At 73.4% G+C, this 21,623-nt stretch carries 16 protein-coding genes; 7 read left to right on the top strand and 9 right to left on the bottom strand.

Annotated features, from left to right (window positions below; translation table 11 throughout):
• Positions 1–39: 39 nt before the first annotated feature.
• The 6 genes from ABTZ91_RS28710 to ABTZ91_RS28685 form a co-directional block, all read right to left on the bottom strand.
• A complete protein-coding gene (locus ABTZ91_RS28710) occupies positions 40–639 on the bottom strand; it encodes a hypothetical protein (protein ID WP_352080116.1) in 600 nt (199 codons plus the stop codon).
• A complete protein-coding gene (locus tag ABTZ91_RS28705) occupies positions 636–1,571 on the bottom strand; it encodes a carbohydrate ABC transporter permease (RefSeq protein WP_407078048.1) in 936 nt (311 codons plus the stop codon). The genes ABTZ91_RS28710 and ABTZ91_RS28705 overlap by 4 nt, the downstream gene beginning before the upstream one ends.
• Positions 1,568–2,581: a sugar ABC transporter permease gene (locus tag ABTZ91_RS28700; protein WP_352080115.1), complete on the bottom strand. Its 1,014-nt coding sequence runs from the start codon at positions 2,579–2,581 to the stop codon at positions 1,568–1,570. The genes ABTZ91_RS28705 and ABTZ91_RS28700 overlap by 4 nt, the downstream gene beginning before the upstream one ends.
• An 11-nt stretch (positions 2,582–2,592) precedes the next feature.
• Complete coding sequence (locus ABTZ91_RS28695) at positions 2,593–3,876, bottom strand: extracellular solute-binding protein (protein ID WP_352080114.1); 1,284 nt, start codon at positions 3,874–3,876, stop codon at positions 2,593–2,595.
• Between the two features lie 180 nt (positions 3,877–4,056).
• A complete protein-coding gene (locus tag ABTZ91_RS28690; RefSeq protein ID WP_352080113.1) occupies positions 4,057–5,616 on the bottom strand; it encodes an alpha-N-arabinofuranosidase in 1,560 nt (519 codons plus the stop codon).
• Between the two features lie 173 nt (positions 5,617–5,789).
• On the bottom strand, positions 5,790–6,713 hold the full coding sequence (locus ABTZ91_RS28685) for an NADP-dependent oxidoreductase (protein WP_352080148.1): 924 nt from the start codon (positions 6,711–6,713) through the stop codon (positions 5,790–5,792).
• Positions 6,714–6,880: 167 nt separating this feature from the next.
• On the opposite strand from ABTZ91_RS28685, the gene ABTZ91_RS28680 reads away from it, so the two are divergent.
• Positions 6,881–7,942: a helix-turn-helix domain-containing protein gene (locus tag ABTZ91_RS28680; protein ID WP_352080112.1), complete on the top strand. Its 1,062-nt coding sequence runs from the start codon at positions 6,881–6,883 to the stop codon at positions 7,940–7,942.
• 126 nt (positions 7,943–8,068) lie between these two features.
• Here the strand turns inward: ABTZ91_RS28680 and ABTZ91_RS28675 are convergent, their stop codons facing one another.
• A complete protein-coding gene (locus tag ABTZ91_RS28675; RefSeq protein WP_352080111.1) occupies positions 8,069–8,962 on the bottom strand; it encodes a glucose 1-dehydrogenase in 894 nt (297 codons plus the stop codon).
• 190 nt (positions 8,963–9,152) lie between these two features.
• On the opposite strand from ABTZ91_RS28675, the gene ABTZ91_RS28670 reads away from it, so the two are divergent.
• The 4 genes from ABTZ91_RS28670 (at position 9,153) to ABTZ91_RS28655 (ending at position 14,076) form a co-directional block, all read left to right on the top strand.
• Positions 9,153–10,382, top strand: a complete 1,230-nt coding sequence (locus ABTZ91_RS28670; RefSeq protein ID WP_352080110.1) for a YihY/virulence factor BrkB family protein — start codon at positions 9,153–9,155, stop codon at positions 10,380–10,382.
• Positions 10,372–11,370 carry a glutathione S-transferase C-terminal domain-containing protein gene (locus ABTZ91_RS28665; RefSeq protein WP_352080109.1) on the top strand — a complete coding sequence of 333 codons (999 nt, stop codon included), beginning with the start codon at positions 10,372–10,374 and terminating at the stop codon, positions 11,368–11,370. The genes ABTZ91_RS28670 and ABTZ91_RS28665 overlap by 11 nt, the downstream gene beginning before the upstream one ends.
• 236 nt (positions 11,371–11,606) lie before the next feature.
• Positions 11,607–13,229, top strand: coding sequence for a pectate lyase (locus ABTZ91_RS28660; protein ID WP_352080108.1), 1,623 nt, complete (start codon positions 11,607–11,609; stop codon positions 13,227–13,229).
• 190 nt (positions 13,230–13,419) lie between these two features.
• On the top strand, positions 13,420–14,076 hold the full coding sequence (locus ABTZ91_RS28655; protein WP_352080107.1) for a lysophospholipid acyltransferase family protein: 657 nt from the start codon (positions 13,420–13,422) through the stop codon (positions 14,074–14,076).
• Positions 14,077–14,326: 250 nt separating this feature from the next.
• Here the strand turns inward: ABTZ91_RS28655 and ABTZ91_RS28650 are convergent, their stop codons facing one another.
• Positions 14,327–15,223, bottom strand: a complete 897-nt coding sequence (locus ABTZ91_RS28650; RefSeq protein ID WP_407078047.1) for a pyridoxamine 5'-phosphate oxidase family protein — start codon at positions 15,221–15,223, stop codon at positions 14,327–14,329.
• Positions 15,220–16,314 carry a globin domain-containing protein gene (locus tag ABTZ91_RS28645; RefSeq protein WP_407078046.1) on the bottom strand — a complete coding sequence of 365 codons (1,095 nt, stop codon included), beginning with the start codon at positions 16,312–16,314 and terminating at the stop codon, positions 15,220–15,222. Before ABTZ91_RS28645 ends, ABTZ91_RS28650 begins: the two co-directional genes overlap by 4 nt.
• A 560-nt stretch (positions 16,315–16,874) precedes the next feature.
• Between ABTZ91_RS28645 and ABTZ91_RS28640 the strand changes: the two genes are divergently transcribed.
• Entirely contained in the window at positions 16,875–19,079 is a 2,205-nt protein-coding gene (locus ABTZ91_RS28640) for a SpoIIE family protein phosphatase (protein ID WP_352080105.1), read from the top strand.
• A complete protein-coding gene (locus tag ABTZ91_RS28635) occupies positions 19,076–21,610 on the top strand; it encodes a SpoIIE family protein phosphatase (RefSeq protein ID WP_352080104.1) in 2,535 nt (844 codons plus the stop codon). Before ABTZ91_RS28640 ends, ABTZ91_RS28635 begins: the two co-directional genes overlap by 4 nt.
• The last annotated feature ends 13 nt before the right edge of the window (positions 21,611–21,623 follow it).

The following is a 21,623-nucleotide window of genomic DNA, read 5'->3' as shown; positions in this document are numbered from 1 at the left end:
GTCCCGATGCCCGTCGGATCAGGCGGCGGCCGGCGCCCGTCAGACGGTCGCGACCGCGCCACCGCGGTGCTCCACCGCGAGCGTCGCGGCCACCACCACACCGAGGGCGGGGGCGGCCAGCGGGGCCGCGAGCCACCATGAGGCGGCGACGACGGCGAAGCCGCAGACGACGAGGAGGGTTCCGGCCGGGTCCCGCAGGGTCCTGCGGGCGGCTGCCGCGAGCAGCCCGCCCCAGCGGGCGCCGGGCCGCCAGGCGGTGCAGGCCCGGAGCAGGCCGACGGCGAGGCAGAGGGCCGTCACGATGCCGACGGCGCCGACGAGCCGGCCGCCGGGTACGGCTCCCGCCCGTACGAGCACGAGGTCGGCCCACAGCAGGACCAGCAGCGCCCAGAACCCGAGCCCGACCGCCCAGCCCCCGCGCAGCGCGGCCCGCAGATCGGCGGTGAAGGACCGCCGTCCGGTCTCCTCGTCCGCCGTCCAGCGCCGCAGGTGCCCCGCGCCGGCGGCGAGCGCCGCCGGCAGGGTGACGAGCGGGAGCGCGGCGAGGGCGATCCACACCCCGACGAGGAGGCACTCGGCGAAGACCCCGAACCGGGCCGCGAACCGCGCCCTGGCGGGAGCCGCGTCCCGGGCCCTCATCCCTTGAGCCCCGACGTCGCCATGCCGTCGATGAGGTACCGCTGGAAGGCCAGGAAGAACGCGAGGACCGGCAGCAGGGCCACGAGCGACATGGCGATCATGCCGCCGTAGTTGGCGATGCCGTCCTGGTCGACGAACATCTTCAGGCCGAGCGAGACCGTGTACTTCTCGGGTTCGTTCAGGTAGATGAGCGGGCCGAGGAAGTCGTTCCACGCGTTGATGAAGGTGAAGATGGCGCTGGTGATGAGGGCCGGCCGGCACAGCGGAAGGACGATCGACCAGTAGATCCGCAGGTGTCCGCAGCCGTCCAGGCGCGCCGCCTCGTCGAGTTCCCTCGGCAGTCCGCGCATGAACTGGAGCATGAGGAAGACGAAGAAGGCGTCCGTGGCGAGGTACTTGCCGAGGAGCAACGGCGTGTAGGTGTTGACGAGTTCGAGCTTCTGGAACAGCACGTACTGCGGGATGAGCAGCACGTGGTAGGGCAGCAGGAGGGTGCCGATCATCAGAGTGAAGAGCAGACCCCGCCCGGCGAAACCGATCTTGGCGAAGGCGTAGGCGGCGAGCGAGCTGGAGAGCAGGACGCCGATGACGGAACCGGCCGCCAGGAACAGCGAGTTGCCGAAGAAGGTGGAGATGGGGATGTCGGCGATGCCGTCGGCGAGGCGCCGGTAGTTGTCGGAGAGGGGGTCGGCGGGGAAGAGTTCCAGGCTGCCGACGATCTCGTCGTTCGGCTTGAAGGAGCCGCCGACGACCCAGAGAACCGGGTAGAGGACGACGGCGAGGACGGCGAGCGCCCCGAGGTGCCAGGCGAGGGACCCGGCCCGGTGCGTGGGCCCCGGCGACCGCGTGGGCCCCGGCCGCCGGGTGGGCCCGGTCGGGCGCGGGAGGCGGGCGCGTTCGCCGTTCGGCGCCCCGGTTCGTACGAGGCTCATCGGCCTCCCTCCTCGTAGTGCACCCAGCGCCGCTGGGACCAGAACAGGACGGCCGTGACGAGGCCGACGGCGAGCAGCAGCATCCAGGCCATGGCCGAGGCGAGGCCCATGCGGCTGTTCTCGAAGCCCTGGATGTAGAGGTAGCAGGTGTAGACGAGGGTGCCGTCGGCGGGGCCGCAGGCGTTGCCCTGGCTGCCGATGATGTAGGCGGAGCCGAAGATCTGGAAGGAGTGGATGGTCTCCAGGAGGACGTTGAAGAAGAGCACGGGCGAGATCATGGGCAGGGTGATGCTCCAGAACCGGCGGAGCGGTCCGGCGCCGTCGACCTGGGCCGCCTCGTACAGTTCGCGCGGCACCTGCTTGAGTCCGGCGAGGAAGATGACCATGGGGGCGCCGAACTGCCAGACGGTGAGGGCGACGAGCGCGTAGAGGATCTTGTCGGGGTCGCCGATCCAGCCACCGGGCTCGAAGCCGAGTGCCTGCTGGGCGCGGTCGACGGGTGCGCCGTCGGCGAAGAGGGCGCGCCAGACGATGGCGATGGAGACGCTGGCGCCGATGAGGGAGGGTGCGTAGAACGCGGCCCGGTAGAAGCCCTGGGCGCGGCGGCTCTGGTTGAGCAGCAGGGCGACGCCGAGGGCGGCGGCCAGTTTCAGCGGGGTTCCGATGATCACGTACCAGCTCGTGACCTCGACGGAGGTGCGCCAGCGGGGGTCGCCGAACATCTCGGTGAAGTTGTCGAGGCCGATCCACCGGGGGGCGTCGAAGAGGTTGTAGTCGGTGAAGGAGAAGTAGAGCGAGGCGGCCATGGGGCCGGCGGTGAGCAGGAGGAAGCCGGCGATCCACGGGGACATGAAGAGGTAGCCGGCGAGGTTCTCGCGGCGGGCGGCGCGGTTCCGGCCGGGCCGGTGGCCGCCGCCCGGAGGGTCCGCGGGCCCGGACCGCGGGGTGGCGGTCCGCGGAGAGCGGGATGGCGCGGCGGCGGACGGCGCGGGCGTCGGTGCGGGGGTCACGGCGGCGTCCATCAGGCCGTGAGGGCGGTCTTCGCCTCGGTGAAGAACTGCTTCACCGCGTCGGCGACGGGCCGGGTGCCGAGGGACATCTCCTCGGCGAGCCGCATGAAGGCCATCTCGCAGACGTCGGCGCCGGCCGGGTGCGGGGTGATGGGTTCGAGGACGCGGGTCTCGACGAGCTGCTTCTCGTAGGCGGCGATCTGCCTGCCGACGGGGTCGGTGGGCACGTAGGCCCGGTACTGGGCCTCGGTGGCGGGGACGCCTCGGTCGTAGCCCATGATCTTCCCGACTTCGGGGTCGTGGACCATGAAGTCGATGAACCGGGCGACTTCCCTCGGGTGCCTGGTGCGCCGGGAGGCGCTGAGCATGAGGGAACCGAGGTACTGGCCGGTCTTGCGGCCGTCGGTGGTGGGGATGGGGGCGAGGCCGTACCGGCTCTTGCCTTCGGAGGTGTAGCGGACGGTGAAGTTGTCCCAGGTGAACTCGCAGGCGGCGAGTTCGGCGGCGACGGCCGACTTGGGCTTGGCCTGGATGGTCTTCTTGGGGTCGGCGTAGACGCCGGACTTCACGCGGGCGGCCGCCTTGTTCCACCAGTCGGTCAGGTCGGCCTCGGTGAAGCCGAGTCCGCCGGTGGTGAAGAAGGCCTTGCCGTGCTGGCGGAGGTAGAGGTCGTACAGGTACATGATCCCGTACGGGCCGGCGTCTCCGGCCCGGCCCTGGCTCTCCTTGATCCTGGCCAGCGCGTCGTGGTACTCGTCCCAGGTCCAGCCGGGCTTCGGGGTGACCCTGGCCCTGGTGAAGACGGCCTGGTCGACGACGAGGGCCATGGAGTTGCTGCCGACGGGGACGCCGAGCAGCTTGCCGTCGACCTCGCCGAAGGTCTCCAGGCCGGCGCGGAATCCGTCGAGGCGGAGGTTTCCCGCCTGGACCTGCGCTCGCAGGTCCAGGAGCACGTTCTTCTTGTCGTACTTGCGCAGGAAGCCGATGGCGTTCTGGAAGACGTCCGGCGGATTGCCGCCGGAGGCCTGGGTGTTGAACTTCTTCCAGAAGTCGGCGTAGGGCTGGAAGTCCGTCTTGATCTTGATCTTCGGGTACTTCTTCTCGAAGAGGGCGATCGACTGGTTGATCCGCTTGGCCCGGTCGTCGGATCCCCACCAGGCGTACCGGAGGGTGACGGTGCCGCCCCCGGAGCCCGAGCCGCCTCCGCAGCCCGCCGCGGTCAGGCCGAGGGCCGCCACCGAGCCGCCCGTGACCTTCAGCAGACTCCGACGCCCAACAGTGCCATGAGTACGCACAGTTCGTCCTCCCGCGCGTGATTAGAACGTTTCAGGAAAGCGCTTGCTGGGACAAAGTAGGGTCGCCCGCCGGTCACGTCAACGCTTCGGACCGATCTTTCGCGGTACGGGACGGCTCCGGTGCCGCTTTCTAGTGAAAGGATTCAAAAGGCGAGTGCGCGCAGCCGGAGCGCAGGGCGCTCAGGCGAGCCGGAGGACGTTCCAGGACATCGGCTCCAGGACCGCGCGCAGCCGGCCGTCCTCGACGGTGGCGCCGGGGACGGCGTGCGGTACGACCCGCTCCGGCGCGTCGAGGGTGTTGCGGGCCTCGGGGTCGGCGTCGGCGAGCGCGGTGTGTTCCACCACCCGGCCGAGGTCGAGCCCGCGCAGCGCCACTTCCAGCGGCAGCGGCGCGTGGCGGTCGCGGTTCACCGCGAAGACCGTGACTCCGCCGTCCTCGCCGCGCACGGCGGTGGCGTACAGCAGCGGCACGTCCCCGTAGCGCGCGGTGGCCCGCGTGGGCGCGTCCACGCGCACGTCGAGCACCGTGCCGCGCCCGTGGCGCGAGGCCTGGGCGAAGGGGAAGAAGGTGGTCTGGCGCCAGGCCGGGCCGCCGGGTTCGGTCATGATCGGGGCGATCACGTTGACGAGCTGGGCGAGACAGGCCACCGCGATCCGGTCGGCGTGGCGGAGCAGGGCGATCAGGAGGCTGCCGAAGACGACGGCGTCGGTGACGGTGTAGACGTCCTCCAGGAGCCGCGGGGCCTCCTGCCAGTCCTGGACGGGGTGCGGGTTGGGGCGGCGCTGGTACCAGACGTTCCACTCGTCGAAGGCGAGCGTGAGCTTCTTCGGCGACTTGAGCCTCGCGCCGACGTGGTCGCACGTGGCGATCACCTCCTGGATGAACGCCTCCATGTGGACGGCGGAGGCCAGGAAGGAGTCGCGGTCGCCGTCGAGTTCCTCGTAGTAGGCGTGCAGCGACACGTGGTCGACGACCTCGTACGTCTCCTGCAGGACGGTCGCCTCCCAGGCGGCGAAGGTGGGCAGGTCGCGGGCGGAGCTGCCGCAGACGACGAGTTCGAGACCGGGGTCGATCCGCCGCAGCGCGCGGGCGGTCCGGGCGGCGAGCCGGCCGTACTCGGACGCCGTCCGGTGGCCGGTCTGCCAGGTGCCGTCCATCTCGTTGCCGAGGCACCAGAGGCGGATGCCGAAGGGGTCGGTGTCGCCGTGGGCGATCCGGCGGTCGGAGAGCGTGGTGCCGCCGGGGTGGTTGGCGTACTCGACGAGGTCCATGGCCTCCGTGAGGCCGCGGGTGCCGAGGTTGAGCGCCATCATCGGCTGGGCCTCCGGGCCGGCCTTGCGCAGGAAGGACATGAACTCGCTCAGGCCGAACCGGTTGCTCTCGGTCGACCGCCAGGCGACGTCGAGGCGGCGCGGCCGCTGTTCGACCGGGCCGACGCCGTCCTCCCAGCGGTAGCCGGAGACGAAGTTGCCGCCGGGGTAGCGCACGACGGTGACGCCGAGTTCGCGGACGAGCTCCAGGACGTCGGTGCGCAGTCCGTCCTCGTCGGCGGCGGGGTGACCGGGCTCGTGGAGGCCGGTGTGGACGCAGCGTCCGAGGTGCTCCACGAAGGAGCCGAAGAGGCGGGGGTCGACGGGGCCGACGGTGAAGTCGGCATCGAGGGTGAAACGAGCGGTACGAGTGGCGTGTTCGAGGTGTGCGGGACGCCGGGGGTGCTCGGGGCGCTCAGTGCGGGGCACGCGATTCCCTCTCGTTCGATATTTCGACCAACGGCCGTATGTCCGAACGAAAACGTAGGAGCGGAGTGTGCTTCCGTCAATGGATCAGCGGGAGTTCGGCGGCATGCCCGGTGGCATGCCGCCGCCCGGCTCCTGGAGTGCCGGGGCCGGGCGGCGGCGCATCCGAGGAAGGGTCAGTCGACCGTGAGGACGATCTTCCCCGTGGTCCGGCCCCGCTCGCCGATCGTGTGGGCCTTCGCCGCCTCGGCGAGCGGCAGCACCGTGTCGACCACCGGCCTCAGCCGCCCGCTCTCCACCAGCGCCGCGAGTTCGCGCAGACCGAGGTGGTCGGGCTCGACCATGACCCAGGCCGCGCTCACGCCCTCCGGCGCGGCGGGGACGTCGTCCGGGCCGGGCAGGGTGATCAGCCGGCCGCCGGGGCGGAGCACCTTCATCGAGCGCTCGGCCGTCTCGCCGCCGAGACCGTCCAGGACGACGTCCACGTCGGCGACGGCCTCCTCGAAGCGGGCCGCGCGGTAGTCGATCATCTCGTCCGCGCCGAGCTCCCGCACCAGCTCGTGCTTGGCCGCGCTGGCCGTGCCGATGACGTACGCGCCGAGGGCCTTGGCGATCTGCACGGCGAGGTGCCCCACTCCCCCGGCGGCGGCGTGCACGAGCACCCGGTCCCCGGGCCGTACGCCGGCCGTGTCGACGAGGGCCTGCCAGGCGGTCAGGCCGGCGAGCGGCAGCGCCGCGGCCTCCACGTGCGTCAGGGAGGCGGGCTTCGGGGCGAGGTGGCGGGCCGGGGCCACCACGTACTCGGCGTACGCGCCCGCCTGGCGCGGGAAGTGCGGCATGCCGAAGACCTCGTCGCCGGGGCGGAAGATCCCGACGCCGGGCCCCACGGCTTCCACCGTGCCGGACACGTCCCAGCCGACGACGGGCACGTCGCCCCAGGCGATCAGGGCGCCGCTGGCGCGGGTCTTCCAGTCCACCGGGTTCACTCCGGCGGCGTGGACCCGGACCAGGACCTCGTTCAGACCCGGCTCGGGGCGCTCCACCTCACGCTCGACCAGCTTCTCGGGTCCGCCCCACTGCTCCACGACCACGGCGCGCATGCCGTCCGCCTCTCTTCGTCCCACGACGTCTCATGTCGTGTCTCGTCGTCTCTCGTCGTCTGTCGACGACCGCCGCCGGAGTCCTTCCGGCGGCGACCGCTCCACGATCGGGCACCCGGCACCGGCGCGGTATTGGCCGCCTGGCCACTATGTGACAGGATCTGGCCATGAGTGCTCCGACGGAAACGGCCACCGTCCATGACGACGAGCGGGACGAACGAAACGTCAGGCCGGCGCCGCCCCACCGCGTCGCGGTGCTCGCCCTGCCCGGCGTGCCGGCCTTCGAACTCGGCATCCCCTCCCGCGTCTTCGGCAGCGTGGCGGACGCCGAGGGCCGCCCGCTCTACGAGGTCACCGTCTGTACGGCCGACAGCGGGCCGGTGCTCAGCGACGCCGGCCTCACCGTGCACCCGGTGGCCGGGCCGGAGGCGCTCGCCACCGCCGACACGGTGGTGATCCCGCCCACCCACGCCATGCCCAAGCTGGGCCGGGGCGGTCCGCTGCCGCCCGAGGTCAAGGCCGCCATCGCGGGGATCCGGCCGGGCACCCGGCTCGTGTCGATCTGCTCCGGGTCGTACGTGCTCGCCGCCGCCGGACTGCTCGACGGGCGGCCGGCCACCACCCACTGGCACCTGGCCCCGGAGTTCCGCGAGGCCTACCCCGCGGTCAAGCTCGACGAGGAGGTGCTCTTCGTCGACGACGGCGACGTGCTGACCTCGGCGGGCGCGGCGGCGGGTGTCGACCTGTGCCTGCACATGATCCGCCGCGACCACGGAGCGGCGGTCGCCAACCGCGCCGCCCGCATATGCGTCGTACCGCCCTGGCGGGACGGCGGGCAGGCCCAGTTCATCGACCGGCCCGTCCCGGAGCCGACCCTGGCCGGCACCACCGCCACCCGCGCCTGGGCCCTCGAACACCTCGCGGAACCGCTCACCCTCGCCCGGCTCGCCGAGCACGCCCGGATGAGCCTGCGGTCCTTCAGCCGGCGGTTCCGCGACGAGGTCGGCATGACGCCCGTGCAGTGGCTCACGGCGCAGCGCCTCGAACTCGCCAAGCAGCTCCTAGAGACGACCGATCTGCCGATCGACCTGGTGGCGCACCGGGCCGGGCTCGGATCCGGGAACTCGCTGCGGGCCCACATGAGGACCGCGTTCGGCGTCTCGCCCGCCGCCTACCGCCGCGCCTTCGCCACCGGCGCGCCCGCGGGGCGGGAGCCGTCCGCAAGGTGAGGGCCGTCCGCGCCGTCCGCGAGGCGGAGGCGGCCGCCCCCGGAGCGGGGCTCGGAGCGGGCTCGGAGCGGGGCCCAGGGCGGGGCTCGGAGCGGGGCCCGGGGCGAGGGCGGGCCATCCCTCGGGTCACGGCAGGGGCGTGCCGCCCGTCGCGTTGACGATCTCTCCCGTGATGTAGCCGGCGGCGGAGGACGCCAGGAAGACGTACGCGGGCGCCATCTCGGCCGGCTGGGCCGCGCGCCCCAGCGGTGACTGCTTCCCGAACTCCGCCACCTCCGGCATGGTGGCGGGGATCAGCGGTGTCCACACGGGTCCGGGCGCGACCGCGTTCACGCGGATGCCCCGCTCGGCCACCATCTGGGCCAGGCCGTGGGTGAAGGAGATGATGGCCGCCTTGGTCATCGCGTAGTCGAGCAGGTGCGGACTGGGCTGGTAGCCCTGGACCGAGGTGGTGTTGATGACGCTGCCGCCGCGCGGCATGTGGCGCAGCGCCGCGCGGGTGAGCCAGAACATGCCGTAGAGGTTCGTCCTCATCACCCGGTCGAACTGTTCCGTGGTGATGGCCTCGATGCCCTCGGGCTGCGCCATCTGGTAGGCGGCGTTGTTCACGAGGAGGTCGATGCGGCCGAAGCGGTCGACCGCCGTCCCGATCAGCTCCTCGCACTGCCGCTCGTCACGGATGTCGCAGGCGACGGGCACGGCCGTGCGGCCCGCCTCGCGGATCAGCCGGGCCGTCTCCTCGGCGTCCTCGCGCTCCTCGGGCAGGTGGGTGAACACCACGTCCGCGCCCTCGCGCGCGAACGCCAGGCAGACGGCCCGGCCGATCCCGGAGTCCCCGCCCGTGACGACGGCGGCGCGGTCCGCGAGCAGCCCGTGTCCGCGATAGGACTCCTCCCCGTGGTCGGGCCGGGGCTCCATGGCCTCGGTGGCGCCGGGGTGGGACTGGCTCTGCTCGGGCTGCGGCGGCTGGGGGTGGCGCGTCTGCGGGTCGGGGACGCGGGACTCTTCGGGTGAGGACATCCGGTGCTCCTTCGGGTGGGGTCGCTTGCCGTCGGCGGGGTCCGGGGCGGCGGCCGGGGTGGGAGGGCCGGCCCGGGCCTGGGGGTCGACTACCCGAGACCCGGCAGAGCATCCACCCCTTTTGGCCTGTTTCGCCCGACCGGCGGGGGCCTCGCGCGTACGGCCCGCCGACGCGGGTAGCCGCTCCTGCATGGTCGATCGGAAGCCTCCTCATGAAGATCGCTCGCCGGACGACGGCACGGCGCGGGAAGCCGCCGCCGCGGACCGCACGGCACGGGAACGGGGCCCGGACGGGCCCGCCGCGTCCGACGGGGACGCCGACCCGCCCCGTACGCCACCGGATCCGCGGGACGTCGGACCCGGCCCCGCCGTCGACGCGCGGGCGCCGGAGTCACCGACCGGGCTCTCGCGGCACTCCTGGATGGCGGTGCTCAAGGGATCGCTGCGGGAGTTCACCTCCGACGAACTCACCGACCGGGCCGCCGCCCTCACGTACTACGGCGTGCTGTCCCTCTTCCCCGGGCTGCTCGTGCTCGTCTCGCTCATCGGCCTCAGCGGCCGGTCGACGACGGACCGGGTCCTGGACAGCCTGCGGGAGCTGGCGCCCGGACCGGCCCGTGACGTGCTCGGCCGGGCCGTGGAGAACCTCCAGGGCGGTACCGGCACGGGAGCCGTCATGGCGGTGGTCGGTCTGGCGCTCGCGCTGTGGTCGGCCTCCGCCTACGTGGGGGCGTTCATGCGCGCCGCCAACCAGGTCTTCGACCTGCCGGAGGGCCGCCCGGTCTGGAAGGTGCTGCCGATCCGCCTCGGCCTGACCGCGGCGCTCATGCTCATGGCCGCGGCGAGCGCCCTGATCGTCGTCCTGTCGGGTGACGTGGCGCGCCGCGCCGGTGACGTGCTGGGGGTCGGCGACACGGCGCTGACGGTGTGGTCGATCGCCAAGTGGCCGGTTCTGCTGGTGCTGGTGACCGTGATGATCGCGCTGCTGTACTGGGCGGGGCCGAACGCGAAGGTGAGGGGCTGGCGCTGGATCACCCCGGGCAGCGCCCTCGCCCTGCTGATCTGGATGGCCGCCTCCGCCGGGTTCGCCCTCTACGTCGCCGAGTTCGCCTCGTACAACAAGACGTACGGCACGATGGCAGGCGTCATCGTCTTCCTGATCTGGCTGTGGATCACCAACCTGGCGGTGCTGCTCGGCCTGGAGTTCGACGCCGAGGCGCTGCGCCAGCGGGCCGTCGCGGGCGGCATGCCGCCGGACGAGGAGCCGTACGTGGAGCCGCGGGACACCCGCTCGTGGAGCGAGGAGGACCTGCGGACGCTGCGGACGCGCGAGACGCGCCCGGCGGACCCGGATCGCGGGCGGACGGGGAAGGACCGGGGTCGCGGGCCGACGGGGAAGGACCGGGGACATGAGCGGTGACGGGCATGGCGGAGGTGCCTACGAGCGCGACCGGAGCTATCTGACGACGCGGATCACGGCGGACGGGCGGGACGGCTACCCCGTGGAGCCCGGTCGTTACCGGCTGATCATCGCCCGCGCCTGCCCCTGGGCGAACCGGGCCGCGATCGTCCGGCGCCTCATGGGCCTGGAGGACGTGCTGTCGCTGGGGATCGCCGGGCCCGTGCACGACGAGCGCAGCTGGTGCTTCCATCTCGACCCGGGCGGCCGTGACCCGGTGCTCGGCATCGAGTGGCTGCGGGAGGCGTTCCTGCGGCGCGACCCCGGCTATCCGCACGGCGTCACCGTGCCCGCGATCGTCGACGTCCCGACCGGCGAGGTGGTGACCAACGACTTCGAACGGATCACCCTCGACCTCGGCGGCCAGTGGTCGGCCCATCAGCGGGACGGGGCGCCCGACCTCTATCCGGAGCGGTGGCGCGACGAGATCGACGACGTGGCCGAGAAGGTGTACCGGGACGTCAACAACGGGGTGTACCAGTGCGGTTTCGCCGGCACCCAGGCGGCGTACGACGAGGCCCACCGGCGCCTGTGGGAGCGGCTCGACTGGCTGGAGGAGCGGCTCAGCGGCCGGCGCTATCTGGTCGGCGACACCCTCACGGAGGCCGATGTCCGTCTCTTCCCGACCCTCGCCCGCTTCGACGCCGTCTACCACGGTCACTTCAAGTGCAACCGGCAGAAGCTGACGGAGTTCCCGGCCCTGTGGGCGTACGCGCGGGACCTGTTCCAGACGCCCGGATTCGGCGACACCATCGACTTCGCGCAGATCAAGGCGCATTACTACGTCGTCCATCACGACATCAACCCGACCGGGATCGTGCCCGCCGGCCCCGACACCCGCGGCTGGCTCTCGCCGCACGGACGGGAGGAGCTCGGCGGACGGCCGTTCGGCGACGGCACCCCGCCCGGCCCGCCTCCACCGGCCGAACGGGTGCCCCCGCCCGGCTGAGCCGGGCCCGCCGTCCCTGGAGGGGACGACCACAGGAGCGGACCGACCCTGGAGCGGATCACGCCCGGAGCGGACCACGCCCGGAGCGGACCACGCCTGGAGCAGGCCCCGATCACCTCGGCGTGTCGTATCCCTTGTCAGCCGCCCGCGTCGGCCCTATCGTCGGCGCGCAGCGCAGAAAGCGCTTTCTACATGCGGCGGGGCGGCCGGCATCGACGACACACCGGGAGACGACGATGAGACGACCAGTGGCAGTACGGCTCTCCGCGGGCCTGGCCACCATGGCCCTGGCGGCCGTGGCCGGCGTGGTGGTGGCCATGCCCCACGCCTCCGCCACGGGCACGGCCCCCGCCGCGGGCGCGGCCTCCGCCGCGGCCACGGCAGCCGGTGGCGCCACCGGCTACGCGACCCAGAACGGCGGCACGACCGGCGGGGCGGGCGGCCGGATCGTACGGGCCACCACCGGGACCGCGATCCACGCGGCCCTCTGCGGCCGGGCGAGCAGCAGCACCCCGATCGTCATCGAGGTCGAGGGCACCATCAACCACGCCAACACCGCGAAGGTCTCGGGCACCAGCTGCAACACCGCCGACGGCGTGATCGAGCTGAAGCAGATCAGCAACGTCACCCTCGTCGGCGTCGGCAGCGGGGCCGTCTTCGACCAGCTCGGCATCCACATCCGCGAGGCCCGCAACATCATCGTGCAGAACGTGACCGTCCGGAACGTCAAGAAGTCCGGCTCGCCCGTCTCCAACGGCGGCGACGCCATCGGCATGGAGAGCGACGTCCGCAACGTCTGGGTCGACCACGTCACCCTGGAGGCGTCGGGCGGCGAGTCCGAGGGCTACGACGGCCTCTTCGACATGAAGGACAACACCCAGTACGTGACCCTGTCCTACAGCGTCCTGCGCAACTCCGGCCGCGGCGGCCTCGTCGGCTCCAGCGAGACCGAGCTGTCCAACGGCTTCATCACGTACCACCACAATCTGTACGAGAACATCGACTCCCGCGCTCCCCTGCTGCGCGGCGGCATCGCGCACATGTACAACAACCACTACGTGCGGCTCAACGAGTCCGGCATCAACTCCCGTGCCGGGGCGCGCGCCAAGGTGGACCACAACTACTTCGAGGACTCCAAGGACGTCCTGGGCACCTTCTACACCGACGCGACCGGCTACTGGCAGGTGAGCGGCAACACCTTCGACAACGTCACCTGGTCGGCGCCGGGAACGGACTACCGGCCGGCCGGACCGGACGTCCGCTCGACCACCACGGTGAGCATCCCGTACGCGTACGCCCTGGACGCGGCCTCCTGCGTGCCGGGGGTCGTGAGCCGGACGGCGGGCGCCGGAAAGGGGCTGCTCGTGTCGGACGGTTCCTGCACGCCGCAGACGCCGGCACCGACGGCGACCGTCACCACCCCCGCGCCCACGCCCACTCCGACGCAGACGAGCCCGACGCCGGCCCCGACCTCGACGGCGACGCCGCCGACCGGCACCAACCTGAGCATCGGCGCCGGCTCCGACGGTTCCAGCAAGGCGGACGGGACGAGTTACGGCAACGTCCGGGACGGCAACCTGAACACCTACTGGTCGCCGGCCGGTTCGACCGGCTCCATCTCCATCAAGTGGGGCTCGCCCGTCTCCGTGTCGGCGATCGCCATCCGGGAGGCGGCCGGTTCCGCCGGCACCATCCGGACCTGGCGGGTCGTCAACGCCGACACCGGGGCCGTCCTTGCCTCCGGCACGGGCGCGGGCGCGATAACGTTCCCGCGGACCACGCTGAGCAAGGTCACCTTCGAGATCACCGGCTCGACCGGCACCCCCAAGGTCGCCGAGTTCGAGACGTACGCCGGCTGACAGCGCGTACGGCGCGGTGCGGCGCGGTGTGGGCCGGGCACGTCCGGCCCGCACCGCCCGCTTCCGGGCAGGTGAGGTGCCCGGCGCTGAGTACGGTGCCGGGCGGCGGATGAGTAGCGGCGCTCAGGCCGCCGCGGCCGGCGGCGCCGAGCATGAGGGGACATTCCGTCGCCGACCTCGGGGAGAGCACGTGCTCAGCCGCATCGCCCGGGCCCTGGTACCGACCGTGGGCCGTCTCACCGTCACCACGGACCCGCGCGTCGAACTCGCCCCGGGCAGCATCGTCGTCGCCAACCACACCTCGCTCGCCGATCCCGCGATCGTCCTCGCCGCGCTGCACCGCCTCGGCGTCGAACCGGTCGTCGCGGCGACGGCCGGCCTCTGGCGCGTCCCCTGGCTCGGCCGGGCGCTCGCCCGCGAGGGCCACATCCCCGTGCACCGCGGCAGTGACCGCGCCGCCGACGCCCTCGACCTGGCCGCTGCGGCGCTCGGACGGGGCCGGATCGTGCTCATCTACGCCGAGGGCGGCCTGCCCCGCCGCAAGGACGCCGGAGAGGCCCCGCCGGAGGCCTTCCGCAGCGGCATCGCGCGCCTGACCCACCGCACGGGCGCGCCGGTCGTCCCGATCGGGCAGGCGGGAGCGCGCCGCGTCGTCTCGGGCGGTACGGCCAAGCAGGTGGCCGGCCTCGCCACCGCACCGCTGCGGCGGCCCGGACTCCACGTCCACGTGGGGGCGCCGGTCGTGCTGCGCGGCGACGGCGCGACGCGGACGGCACAGGCGCACGCGGCGGTGACGACGGCTTGGCACACGGCGGTGGCCCGCCTGACGCGGACGGCCGCCGCGTAGGGGCAGCCGGGCGGGGACGTCACAGATCCGTGGCCCGGCGGGCACGTCACAGGCCCGGCGGGCCGGACGGGGACGCCACAGATCCCCCTGACGCCGCCTCAGGCGGGTGGCCTCGGACCGTCGGGCCGAGCAGGGACGCACGCCACAGGTCCGTGGGGCTGGCGGGCACGACAGTGGTCCGTGGGCCTGCCGGGCACGACAGTGGTCCGTGGGCCCGACGGGGACGCCACGGCTTCCTCCTGGCGCCGCCTCAGGCCGAGTGGCCTCGGTCGTGCCACGCGGGAGGTACTGCCGCCCGGACCTCAAGCGGTTCGGGGCGGCTCGGGCCAGCGCCGGAGCCGCTGGGGCTGAACCAGCCGCTGAACTCCCGCACCCCCGCCGCCGAATCCGCCTTCGCCAGCACGGTTTCGGCCGCCGCCCGCCAGGTCGCCGCGTCGGCGCGGGGCGGCGGCACGAAGGGGCCGCGCTCCGGGGCCTCGGCGGCCGCGCCGAAGAAGTCGCCGCCCTTGCGCTTGACGTCGTCCGTGCCCCAGGACCGGCCACTGCCGCGGGCGGGGACCTTCTGGAGGTGCGGAATGTGCTTGGCGCAGTGGATGTACGCCTCGTCGACGGTGATCTCGACCCACACCAGGGCCCGCCGGCCGGGCACCGGGTCGACGGGGAGCCCGGCGTCGGGGTGGGCGCGGCGCATGTCGTCGTCGGCGAGGACCCTGGCCCGGCCGTTGACGTGGAGGCCGATGCGGTCGCGCAGGAAGTCCACCATCAGGATGCCGACGTGCGGGTTCTCCTCGATGTTGCCGAGGCTGGCGTGGACGCCGTTGCCCCGGTACTCGGGGTAGGCGAGCGTCGTGTCGTCGAGGACGTGGAGGAAGCCGGGCGGGCCGGCGCGGAAGGTGCTGTCGCAGGCTCCGTGGCGGTCGGCGGTGGCCAGGAAGAACATCTCCTGTCGTGCCGTGAACTCGCGCATCCGGGGGTTCAGCCGGTCGAGGACCTGTTCGGCGTAGAACCGGTCGGCGCGTTCGGTGGTGCCCAGGCGCCACTGGACGAGGTGTTCGCCGTCGCTGCCCGGGCGGGTGGTGCGCAGGGGGACCGTCCGGTGCTGCCCGGTCGGGTCGAAGGTGCTCGGGTCCTGCTGGAAAGTGCTCACGTCGTTGCCCCGGCCAGTTCCTCTAGGGAGTCGTGTCGTATGCGGTGGGAGGGGATGCCGACGCCCACCAGGGCCTCGACACCGCGGCGGATCATTCCGGGCGGGCCGGACAGATAGGCGTCGTGGCTGTGCCACGGCCCGTGTTCGCGGATGGCGTCGGGCAGTCCGCCGGACGGCAGGCCGCCGGGGCCGTCGTCCAGGACGGGGCGGACGGAGAGCCAGGGGTGCGACTGCCGCAGCCGGAGCATCGTCTCGATGTCGTACAGGCCGTCGTTCTCGCGGGCGCCGTAGAAGACGTCGACGGTGCGGCGCCGGCCGTGCCGGGCGACGTCCTCCACGAGGGCCTTGATGGGGGCGATGCCGGTGCCGCCGCCGAGGCACAGCAGCCCGTTGTCGGTGCTGTGGTCCACGGTCATGGAGCCGGCGGGGGGACCGAGCCGGATGACGTCGCCCGGACGGGCGCGGTGCACGAGGGCGTTGGAGACCCAGCCCGCCGGGACGGCCTTGACGTGGAAGGACAGCAGCCCGTCGGAGCGGGGCGCGGAGGCGAAGGAGTAGTGCCGCCACACGCGCGGCCACCACGGGGTCTCCAGGGCGGTGTACTGCCCGGCGAGGAAGGGGTACGGCTGGTCGGGCCGGACCGTGACGACGGCGATGTCCGCGGTCCGCATCTCGTGGGCGACCACCTCCGCCTGCCACCAGGCGGGCGAACGGAGTTCGTCCTCGGTCGCCGCGTCGATCATGATCTGCGAGATCGTGGTGTACGCGGCCACCCACGCGGCCTCGGTCCTGGGCCCCCAGACGGCGGTGGCGTAACGGCTGAGGGCGCCGATCAGGGCCTCGCCGACGGCCGGGTAGTGCTCGGGGCGCGTGCCGTACTTCCGGTGCCCGCGGCCGAGGTGGGTGAGGTACCTGGTCAGGGTGACGGGGTCGTCGGCATGGGTCGCGGCGGTGAGCAGCGCCTTGAAGAGGCGGTCCCGCTGGGTGTTCATCGCCGCGGGGAAGAGCTCCCGCAGGTCGGGGTGGCGAAGGAACAGCAGCGCGTAGAAGTGCGAGGTGACCTGGTCGGCGATCGGCTCGATCTCGGCCATGGTGCGGCGCAGGAGGGCCGCGTCCGAGGTGTCCGAGGCATCCGACGTCTCCGGCGCGCGGGGCGGAGCCGGGGAGGGTGCGGGAGCCGGCCCCTGGGCGGGAGAGGGGCCCTGTACGGGTGACGGGCCCGGTGCCGGTGCGGGGCCCTGTGCGGGAGACGGGCCAGACGGGCGGGGAGCGGCCGCGGGCTGCCGGTTCGGTGTCCGCGTGAACCAGCCGCCGCCTTGGCTGTCCCCGCCGTACGACGGAGTGGTCGGAGCTTCCATCGGTGTGCCTCGCCTCGAATTGCCTCGCCTTCACGCCCACCTGTCCCAGGGCGGCCCGACCATACATCGATCTTCCGAACGCGCGGGTTTCGGTCACCCGACCGCCCGTTCAGGCGTTACCGCTGGTCAGGGTGGGTTACTGATCAGTTCGACAGCTGGGGACTCCTGTTCGATGTCCGACCGTGGAGTCAATCCACGACGGAAAACTCACGAGGCCACCAGAACTTCTCCACATCTCCTGCGGAACCGCCGGACGACTGGCGGTCCGCTCCCGCGGCGCGATGATGGAGAAGATGAGCGCGGCGGCCCTTCCCCCTGCCGGCCCGGACCCGGCGAACGGTGAGCTCGCCGTGGAACCCGGCGGGCTTCTCGACGTACTCGGCGTGGCCGCCGTCGTTCTGGACGCGACGGGGCGGATCGTCCTGTGGAGCCCGCAGGCGGAGACGATCTTCGGGTATCCGGCGGACGAGGCGCTGGGCCGCCCGGCCGCGCGGCTCCTCGTCGAGGAGCGTCACCGGGACCGGGTGCTGGCCCTGTTCGAGCGGGTGATGTCGGGCGGGGGCGCGTGGGCCGGTGTCTTCCCGGTCCGTCACAAGGACGGCCGTACGATCCCGGTCGAATTCCGCAACACCCGTCTGCTCGACGCCCACGGGCACCGCTACGCGCTCGGGCTGGCCACCGACGGGGCCACCGTCCGACGGGTGGAGCAGGACCTCGCCCTGTCGTCCCGGCTGGTCGCCCACTCCCCCATCGGCCTTGCGGTGCTGGACCTGGACCTGCGGTTCGTGCTGGTGAACCCGGCGCTGGAGCGGATCGACGGCCGCAGCGCCGCCGACCATCTGGGCCGTACGTTCCGTCAAGCGGTCCCGACCCCGGACGCCGAGGTGGTGGAGTCGGCGCTGCGCGAGGTGCTGGAGACGGGGGCGCCCGTGCTGTCCCGGAGCGTGCGGGGACCCTTGCGTCCCGGGGGGCGGCAGCAGGTCTGGTCGATGTCGCTGTACCGCCTGGAGACCACGGCGCAGCGGGTCGTCGGGGTCGCCGCCTCGGTGGTGGACATCACCGACCAGCACCACGCCGCCCGGGCCGCCGCGCGGGCCAGGCGCCGGCTCGCGGTGATCGCGGACGCCTCCGAACGGGTGGGCACCACGCTGGACCTGGACCTGACCGCTCATGAACTGGCGGACCTGGTGGTGCCGGAGTTCGCCGACATCGCCGCCGTCGACGTCCTGGAGGACATCCTGGCGGGTCCGCATCCCGGCGGGACGAGGGCGTCGGGTCCGGCCGTGTTCCGGGCCCTGGCGGTGAAGGCCGCCTATCCCACGCCGGCGCAGGAAGCCGCCGACCCGGTCGGCGAACCCGCCCGCTACGGCGCCGAGCGGCTGGTCACCCAGTGCGCCCGCACCGGTCGCCCGGTCCTCGTCGAGCGCGTCACCGACGACGACCTCTCCCGCATCGCCCGCGCCGAATCGGCCGCCGGGCTGCTGCGCCAGGCGGGCGTCCACTCCTACCTCGCCGTTCCGCTGCGCGCCCGGGGCGTCGTCCTCGGCGTGCTCGACCTCAAGCGGGCCCGCAACTCGCTGCCCTTCGACCAGGACGACGTCCTCCTCGCCGGGGAGCTGGCGGCCCGCGCGGCGGTCGCCATCGACAACGCCCGCTGGTACCGGCACCAGAGCCAGGCCGCCCTGGCGCTGCAGCGCCATCTGCTGCCGCACGGGCCGGCCCGGCTCAACGGGCTCGACGCGGCCTACCGCTACCAGCCGGCCTCCGCGGCGGTCGAGGTCGGCGGTGACTGGTTCGACGCGATCCCGCTCCCGGGCGGCGAGACGGCCCTCGTGGTCGGCGACGTGATGGGCAGCGGCATCAACGCGGCGGCCACCATGGGACAGGTCCGCACCGCGGCCCGCACGCTCGCCGCCCTCGGCCTGCCGCCGGCCGTGGTGCTGACCCATCTGGACCGTACGGTCGCCGGTCTGGACGAGGCGATGGCCACCTGTGTGTACGCGGTGTACGACCCGCGGCGGAGGATCTGCCGCATCGCCGTCGCCGGCCATCCGCCGCCCGTCCACGTGCCCGCGGGCCGGGCCCCCAGGCTGCTCGACCTGCCCACGGGGGCGCCTCTGGGCGTCGGCGGCGTGCCCTTCGAGACGGAGGAGATCCCCTTCGACGCGGGTGACGAGCTGGTGCTGTACACCGACGGCCTGGTGGAGACCCGCGACCAGGACATCGACGTCCGCCTCGCGGCTCTCACCGACCTGCTCGCCCTGTCGTCCTCGCTCCCGCTGGAGCAGACCTGTGACCTGCTCCTGGGCGCGCTGCGCGGCCCGGACGACCACGACGACGTGGCCCTGCTGATCGCCCGGGCGCACGCGCTGGCGGAGGCCGGGGCCGAGCGCGAGGACGAACGGGCGGACGACCGGCGGGAACGGGCGGACGACCACGAAGAGCGGGCCGACGACCGCCAGCAGGGGGCGGGCGACCGCGAGGAGGGGGCGCCGTGAGCGACACGCCCTTCCCCGGCGACAGCCTCCCGCCCTTCCCTGAGGGCACGGCCGGGGTCCTGCTCGACGGCCGAGGGCGGATCAGCGCCTGGACACCGGAGGCCGCCTTGCTCCTCGGCCGGTCCGCCGCCGAGGTCGTGGGCCGGCCGGCCCGCGCGCTCCTCGCGGATCCCGCGACCTGGACGACGCTGGTGGAGGCGTACGCGCGGGGCGCCAGGGGCGGCGAGACGGTGCTGCGCTCGGGCCGGGGCGAGGACGTGCCCGTCGTCTTCCGGGCCTTCGCCCTCGACGGCGGCGCGGGGACGGGGTGCCTCGTCCTGGCCACCGCGGCGTCCCTCGCGGCCCGCTGGCACCAGGACCGGGCCTTCGTCACGGAGCTGTTCCTCCAGGACCGCGTGGGGCTCGCGGTGTTCGACCCGGAGCTGCGACTGCTCCGGACCAACACCCATCTGCTGCCGTACACGGGCGTGCCGTCCGATCTGAGCGGCCGGCGGCTCGGCGACTTCCTGTGGCCGGGAGACGCGGCGGCGGTCGAGGAGAAGCTGCGCGAGGTGCTGCGCACGGGCCGGCCGCTGATCCGGGCGGAGGAGCTGCTGCGCACCATCGAGGATCCCGGCGGCGGAGTCGTCATCGCGATCACGGCGTTCCGGCTGCAGGCTCCCGACGGGCAGGTGCTCGGAGTCACCGGCCTGTTCACCGACGAGACCGAGCTGCGCCGTTCGAGCGAGCGGCTGGCGCTGCTGCACCAGGCCACGACCCGGGTCGGTGGATCGCTGTCGGTACGGGAGACGGGCAGGGAGCTGGCCGCCGCGCTGGTGCCGGGTCTCTGCGACCTTGCGGTGGTCGAGATCGCCGAGGCGGTGTCCCTGGGCGAGGAGCCGGCCCCCGACGGGGAGGGGCGGCTGGCGCTGCGCCGTACCGCCGTGGCGGGGCGGCCGGCGGCCCATGACGGCTCGGGGGCCGACGACGGTTCCGGTGCTGGTGCCGGCGTCTACTCCGGTGCCGCTGCCGGTGCCGCAGTCGACCCCGGTGCGGCGGTCGGTGCCGAAGCCGAAGTCGACGTCGGCGGTTATCCGATGACCATGTCGGCTCCGCTGTGTGCCCGGGGGATCGTGCTCGGCCGGGTGTCCGTGGGCCGGCACGCCGACCGCGGCCCGTACGAGAAGGCCGACCGGGAGCTGCTGCGCGAGATCGCCGACCGTGCGGCGCTCGCCCTGGACAACGCCCGCCGCTTCACCCGCGAGCGGCGCGCGGCCGTCGGGCTCCAGCGCAGCATGCTGCCGCCCACGCAGACGGAGACGCCCGGGGCGACCACCTCCGGGGTGTACCTGCCCGCCGACACGACGACCGGCGTCGGCGGCGACTGGTTCGACGTGATCCCGCTGTCGTCGGCGCGGGTGGCGTTCGTGGTCGGGGACGTCGTGGGCCACGGTCTCGCGGCCACCGCCACCATGGGCAGGCTGCGCACGGCCGTCCGTACCCTCGCGGACCTCGACCTGGAGCCGGACGAGCTGCTCGCCCATCTCGACGACCTGGTGTCCCAGTTGCTCGCCGAACCCGAGGAGACCGACCGGGAGGACCGCCAGGACCGGGAGGGCGGGGAGGACCGGGAGGGCGGGGAGGCCCGGGAGGGCGGGGAGGCCCGGGGCGGCGGGCAGGACGGGCAGGACCGGGAAGGTGGCGGAGGGAACGGCCGGGAAGAGGAGGACGACGAGGACTGGGGTGTCCGCAACGCCGCCTCGCCCACGGGCGCGACCTGCGTGTACGCCGTCTACGACCCGGTCTCCCTGCGCTGTGTGGTGGCGTCCGCGGGCCACCCGCCGCCCGCCGTCGTCGATCCCGAGGGCCGTGTGTCGTACCTGCCGGTCGACCCGGGCCCGCCGCTGGGCGTCGGCGGCCTGCCCTTCGAGGCCACGGAGATCGACCTCGCGCCGGGCAGCGTGCTCGCCCTGTACACCGACGGACTCGTGGAGGGGCGGGACGGCGACCTGGACGAGGGCATGGCCCGCCTGGCCGCGCACCTGGGCCGCCAGGGTGCCCTGGCGCGGCCCCTGCGCGAACTCGGCCGCGAGATCGTGGCGGGCCGCCCCGCCGACGGACTCGCGGACGACGTGACGCTGCTGCTCGCCCGTACCCGCGCCGTTCCGGCCGAGGACACCGCCTTCTGGACGATCGACGCCGACCCGGCGGCGGTCGGTACCGTGCGGGAGGCCGCCACGGCCCGGCTGCACGCGTGGGGTCTGGACGAGCTCGTGTTCACCACCGAGTTGGTGCTGAGCGAACTGGTCACCAACGCGGTCCGGTACGCGGGAGGGCCGATCGAGGTACGGCTGATCCGCGCGGGCCGGCTGATCTGCGAGGTCTCCGACCCGAGCGCCACCCACCCCCGGATGCGCCGGGCACGCCTGACCGACGAGGGCGGCCGCGGCCTCTATCTGGTGGCGCAGCTGACCACCCGCTGGGGCAGCCGCTACAGCCGCAGCGGCAAGACCATCTGGGCGGAGCAGGAGTTCCCGCCGCCGGACGCGTGACGGCGCGCCGCGC

Origin of the sequence: Streptomyces sp. NPDC126499 (assembly GCF_040302485.1) — a bacterium.
In the GTDB taxonomy this organism is placed as follows: domain Bacteria; phylum Actinomycetota; class Actinomycetes; order Streptomycetales; family Streptomycetaceae; genus Streptomyces.
Note: the sequence above shows the minus strand (reverse complement) of the source record. Positions and strands in the feature narration are given on the sequence as shown.

Coding starts and splice junctions, on each gene's coding strand:
- ABTZ91_RS28640 (WP_352080105.1), top strand. CDS start 16,875: ATGAGCGCGGCGGCCCTTCCCCCTGCCGGCCCGGACCCGGCGAACGGT.
- ABTZ91_RS28710 (WP_352080116.1), bottom strand. CDS start 639: ATGAGGGCCCGGGACGCGGCTCCCGCCAGGGCGCGGTTCGCGGCCCGG.
- ABTZ91_RS28665 (WP_352080109.1), top strand. CDS start 10,372: ATGAGCGGTGACGGGCATGGCGGAGGTGCCTACGAGCGCGACCGGAGC.
- ABTZ91_RS28705 (WP_407078048.1), bottom strand. CDS start 1,571: ATGAGCCTCGTACGAACCGGGGCGCCGAACGGCGAACGCGCCCGCCTC.
- ABTZ91_RS28660 (WP_352080108.1), top strand. CDS start 11,607: ATGAGACGACCAGTGGCAGTACGGCTCTCCGCGGGCCTGGCCACCATG.
- ABTZ91_RS28680 (WP_352080112.1), top strand. CDS start 6,881: ATGAGTGCTCCGACGGAAACGGCCACCGTCCATGACGACGAGCGGGAC.
- ABTZ91_RS28645 (WP_407078046.1), bottom strand. CDS start 16,314: ATGGCCGAGATCGAGCCGATCGCCGACCAGGTCACCTCGCACTTCTAC.
- ABTZ91_RS28685 (WP_352080148.1), bottom strand. CDS start 6,713: ATGCGCGCCGTGGTCGTGGAGCAGTGGGGCGGACCCGAGAAGCTGGTC.
- ABTZ91_RS28675 (WP_352080111.1), bottom strand. CDS start 8,962: ATGTCCTCACCCGAAGAGTCCCGCGTCCCCGACCCGCAGACGCGCCAC.
- ABTZ91_RS28670 (WP_352080110.1), top strand. CDS start 9,153: ATGGTCGATCGGAAGCCTCCTCATGAAGATCGCTCGCCGGACGACGGC.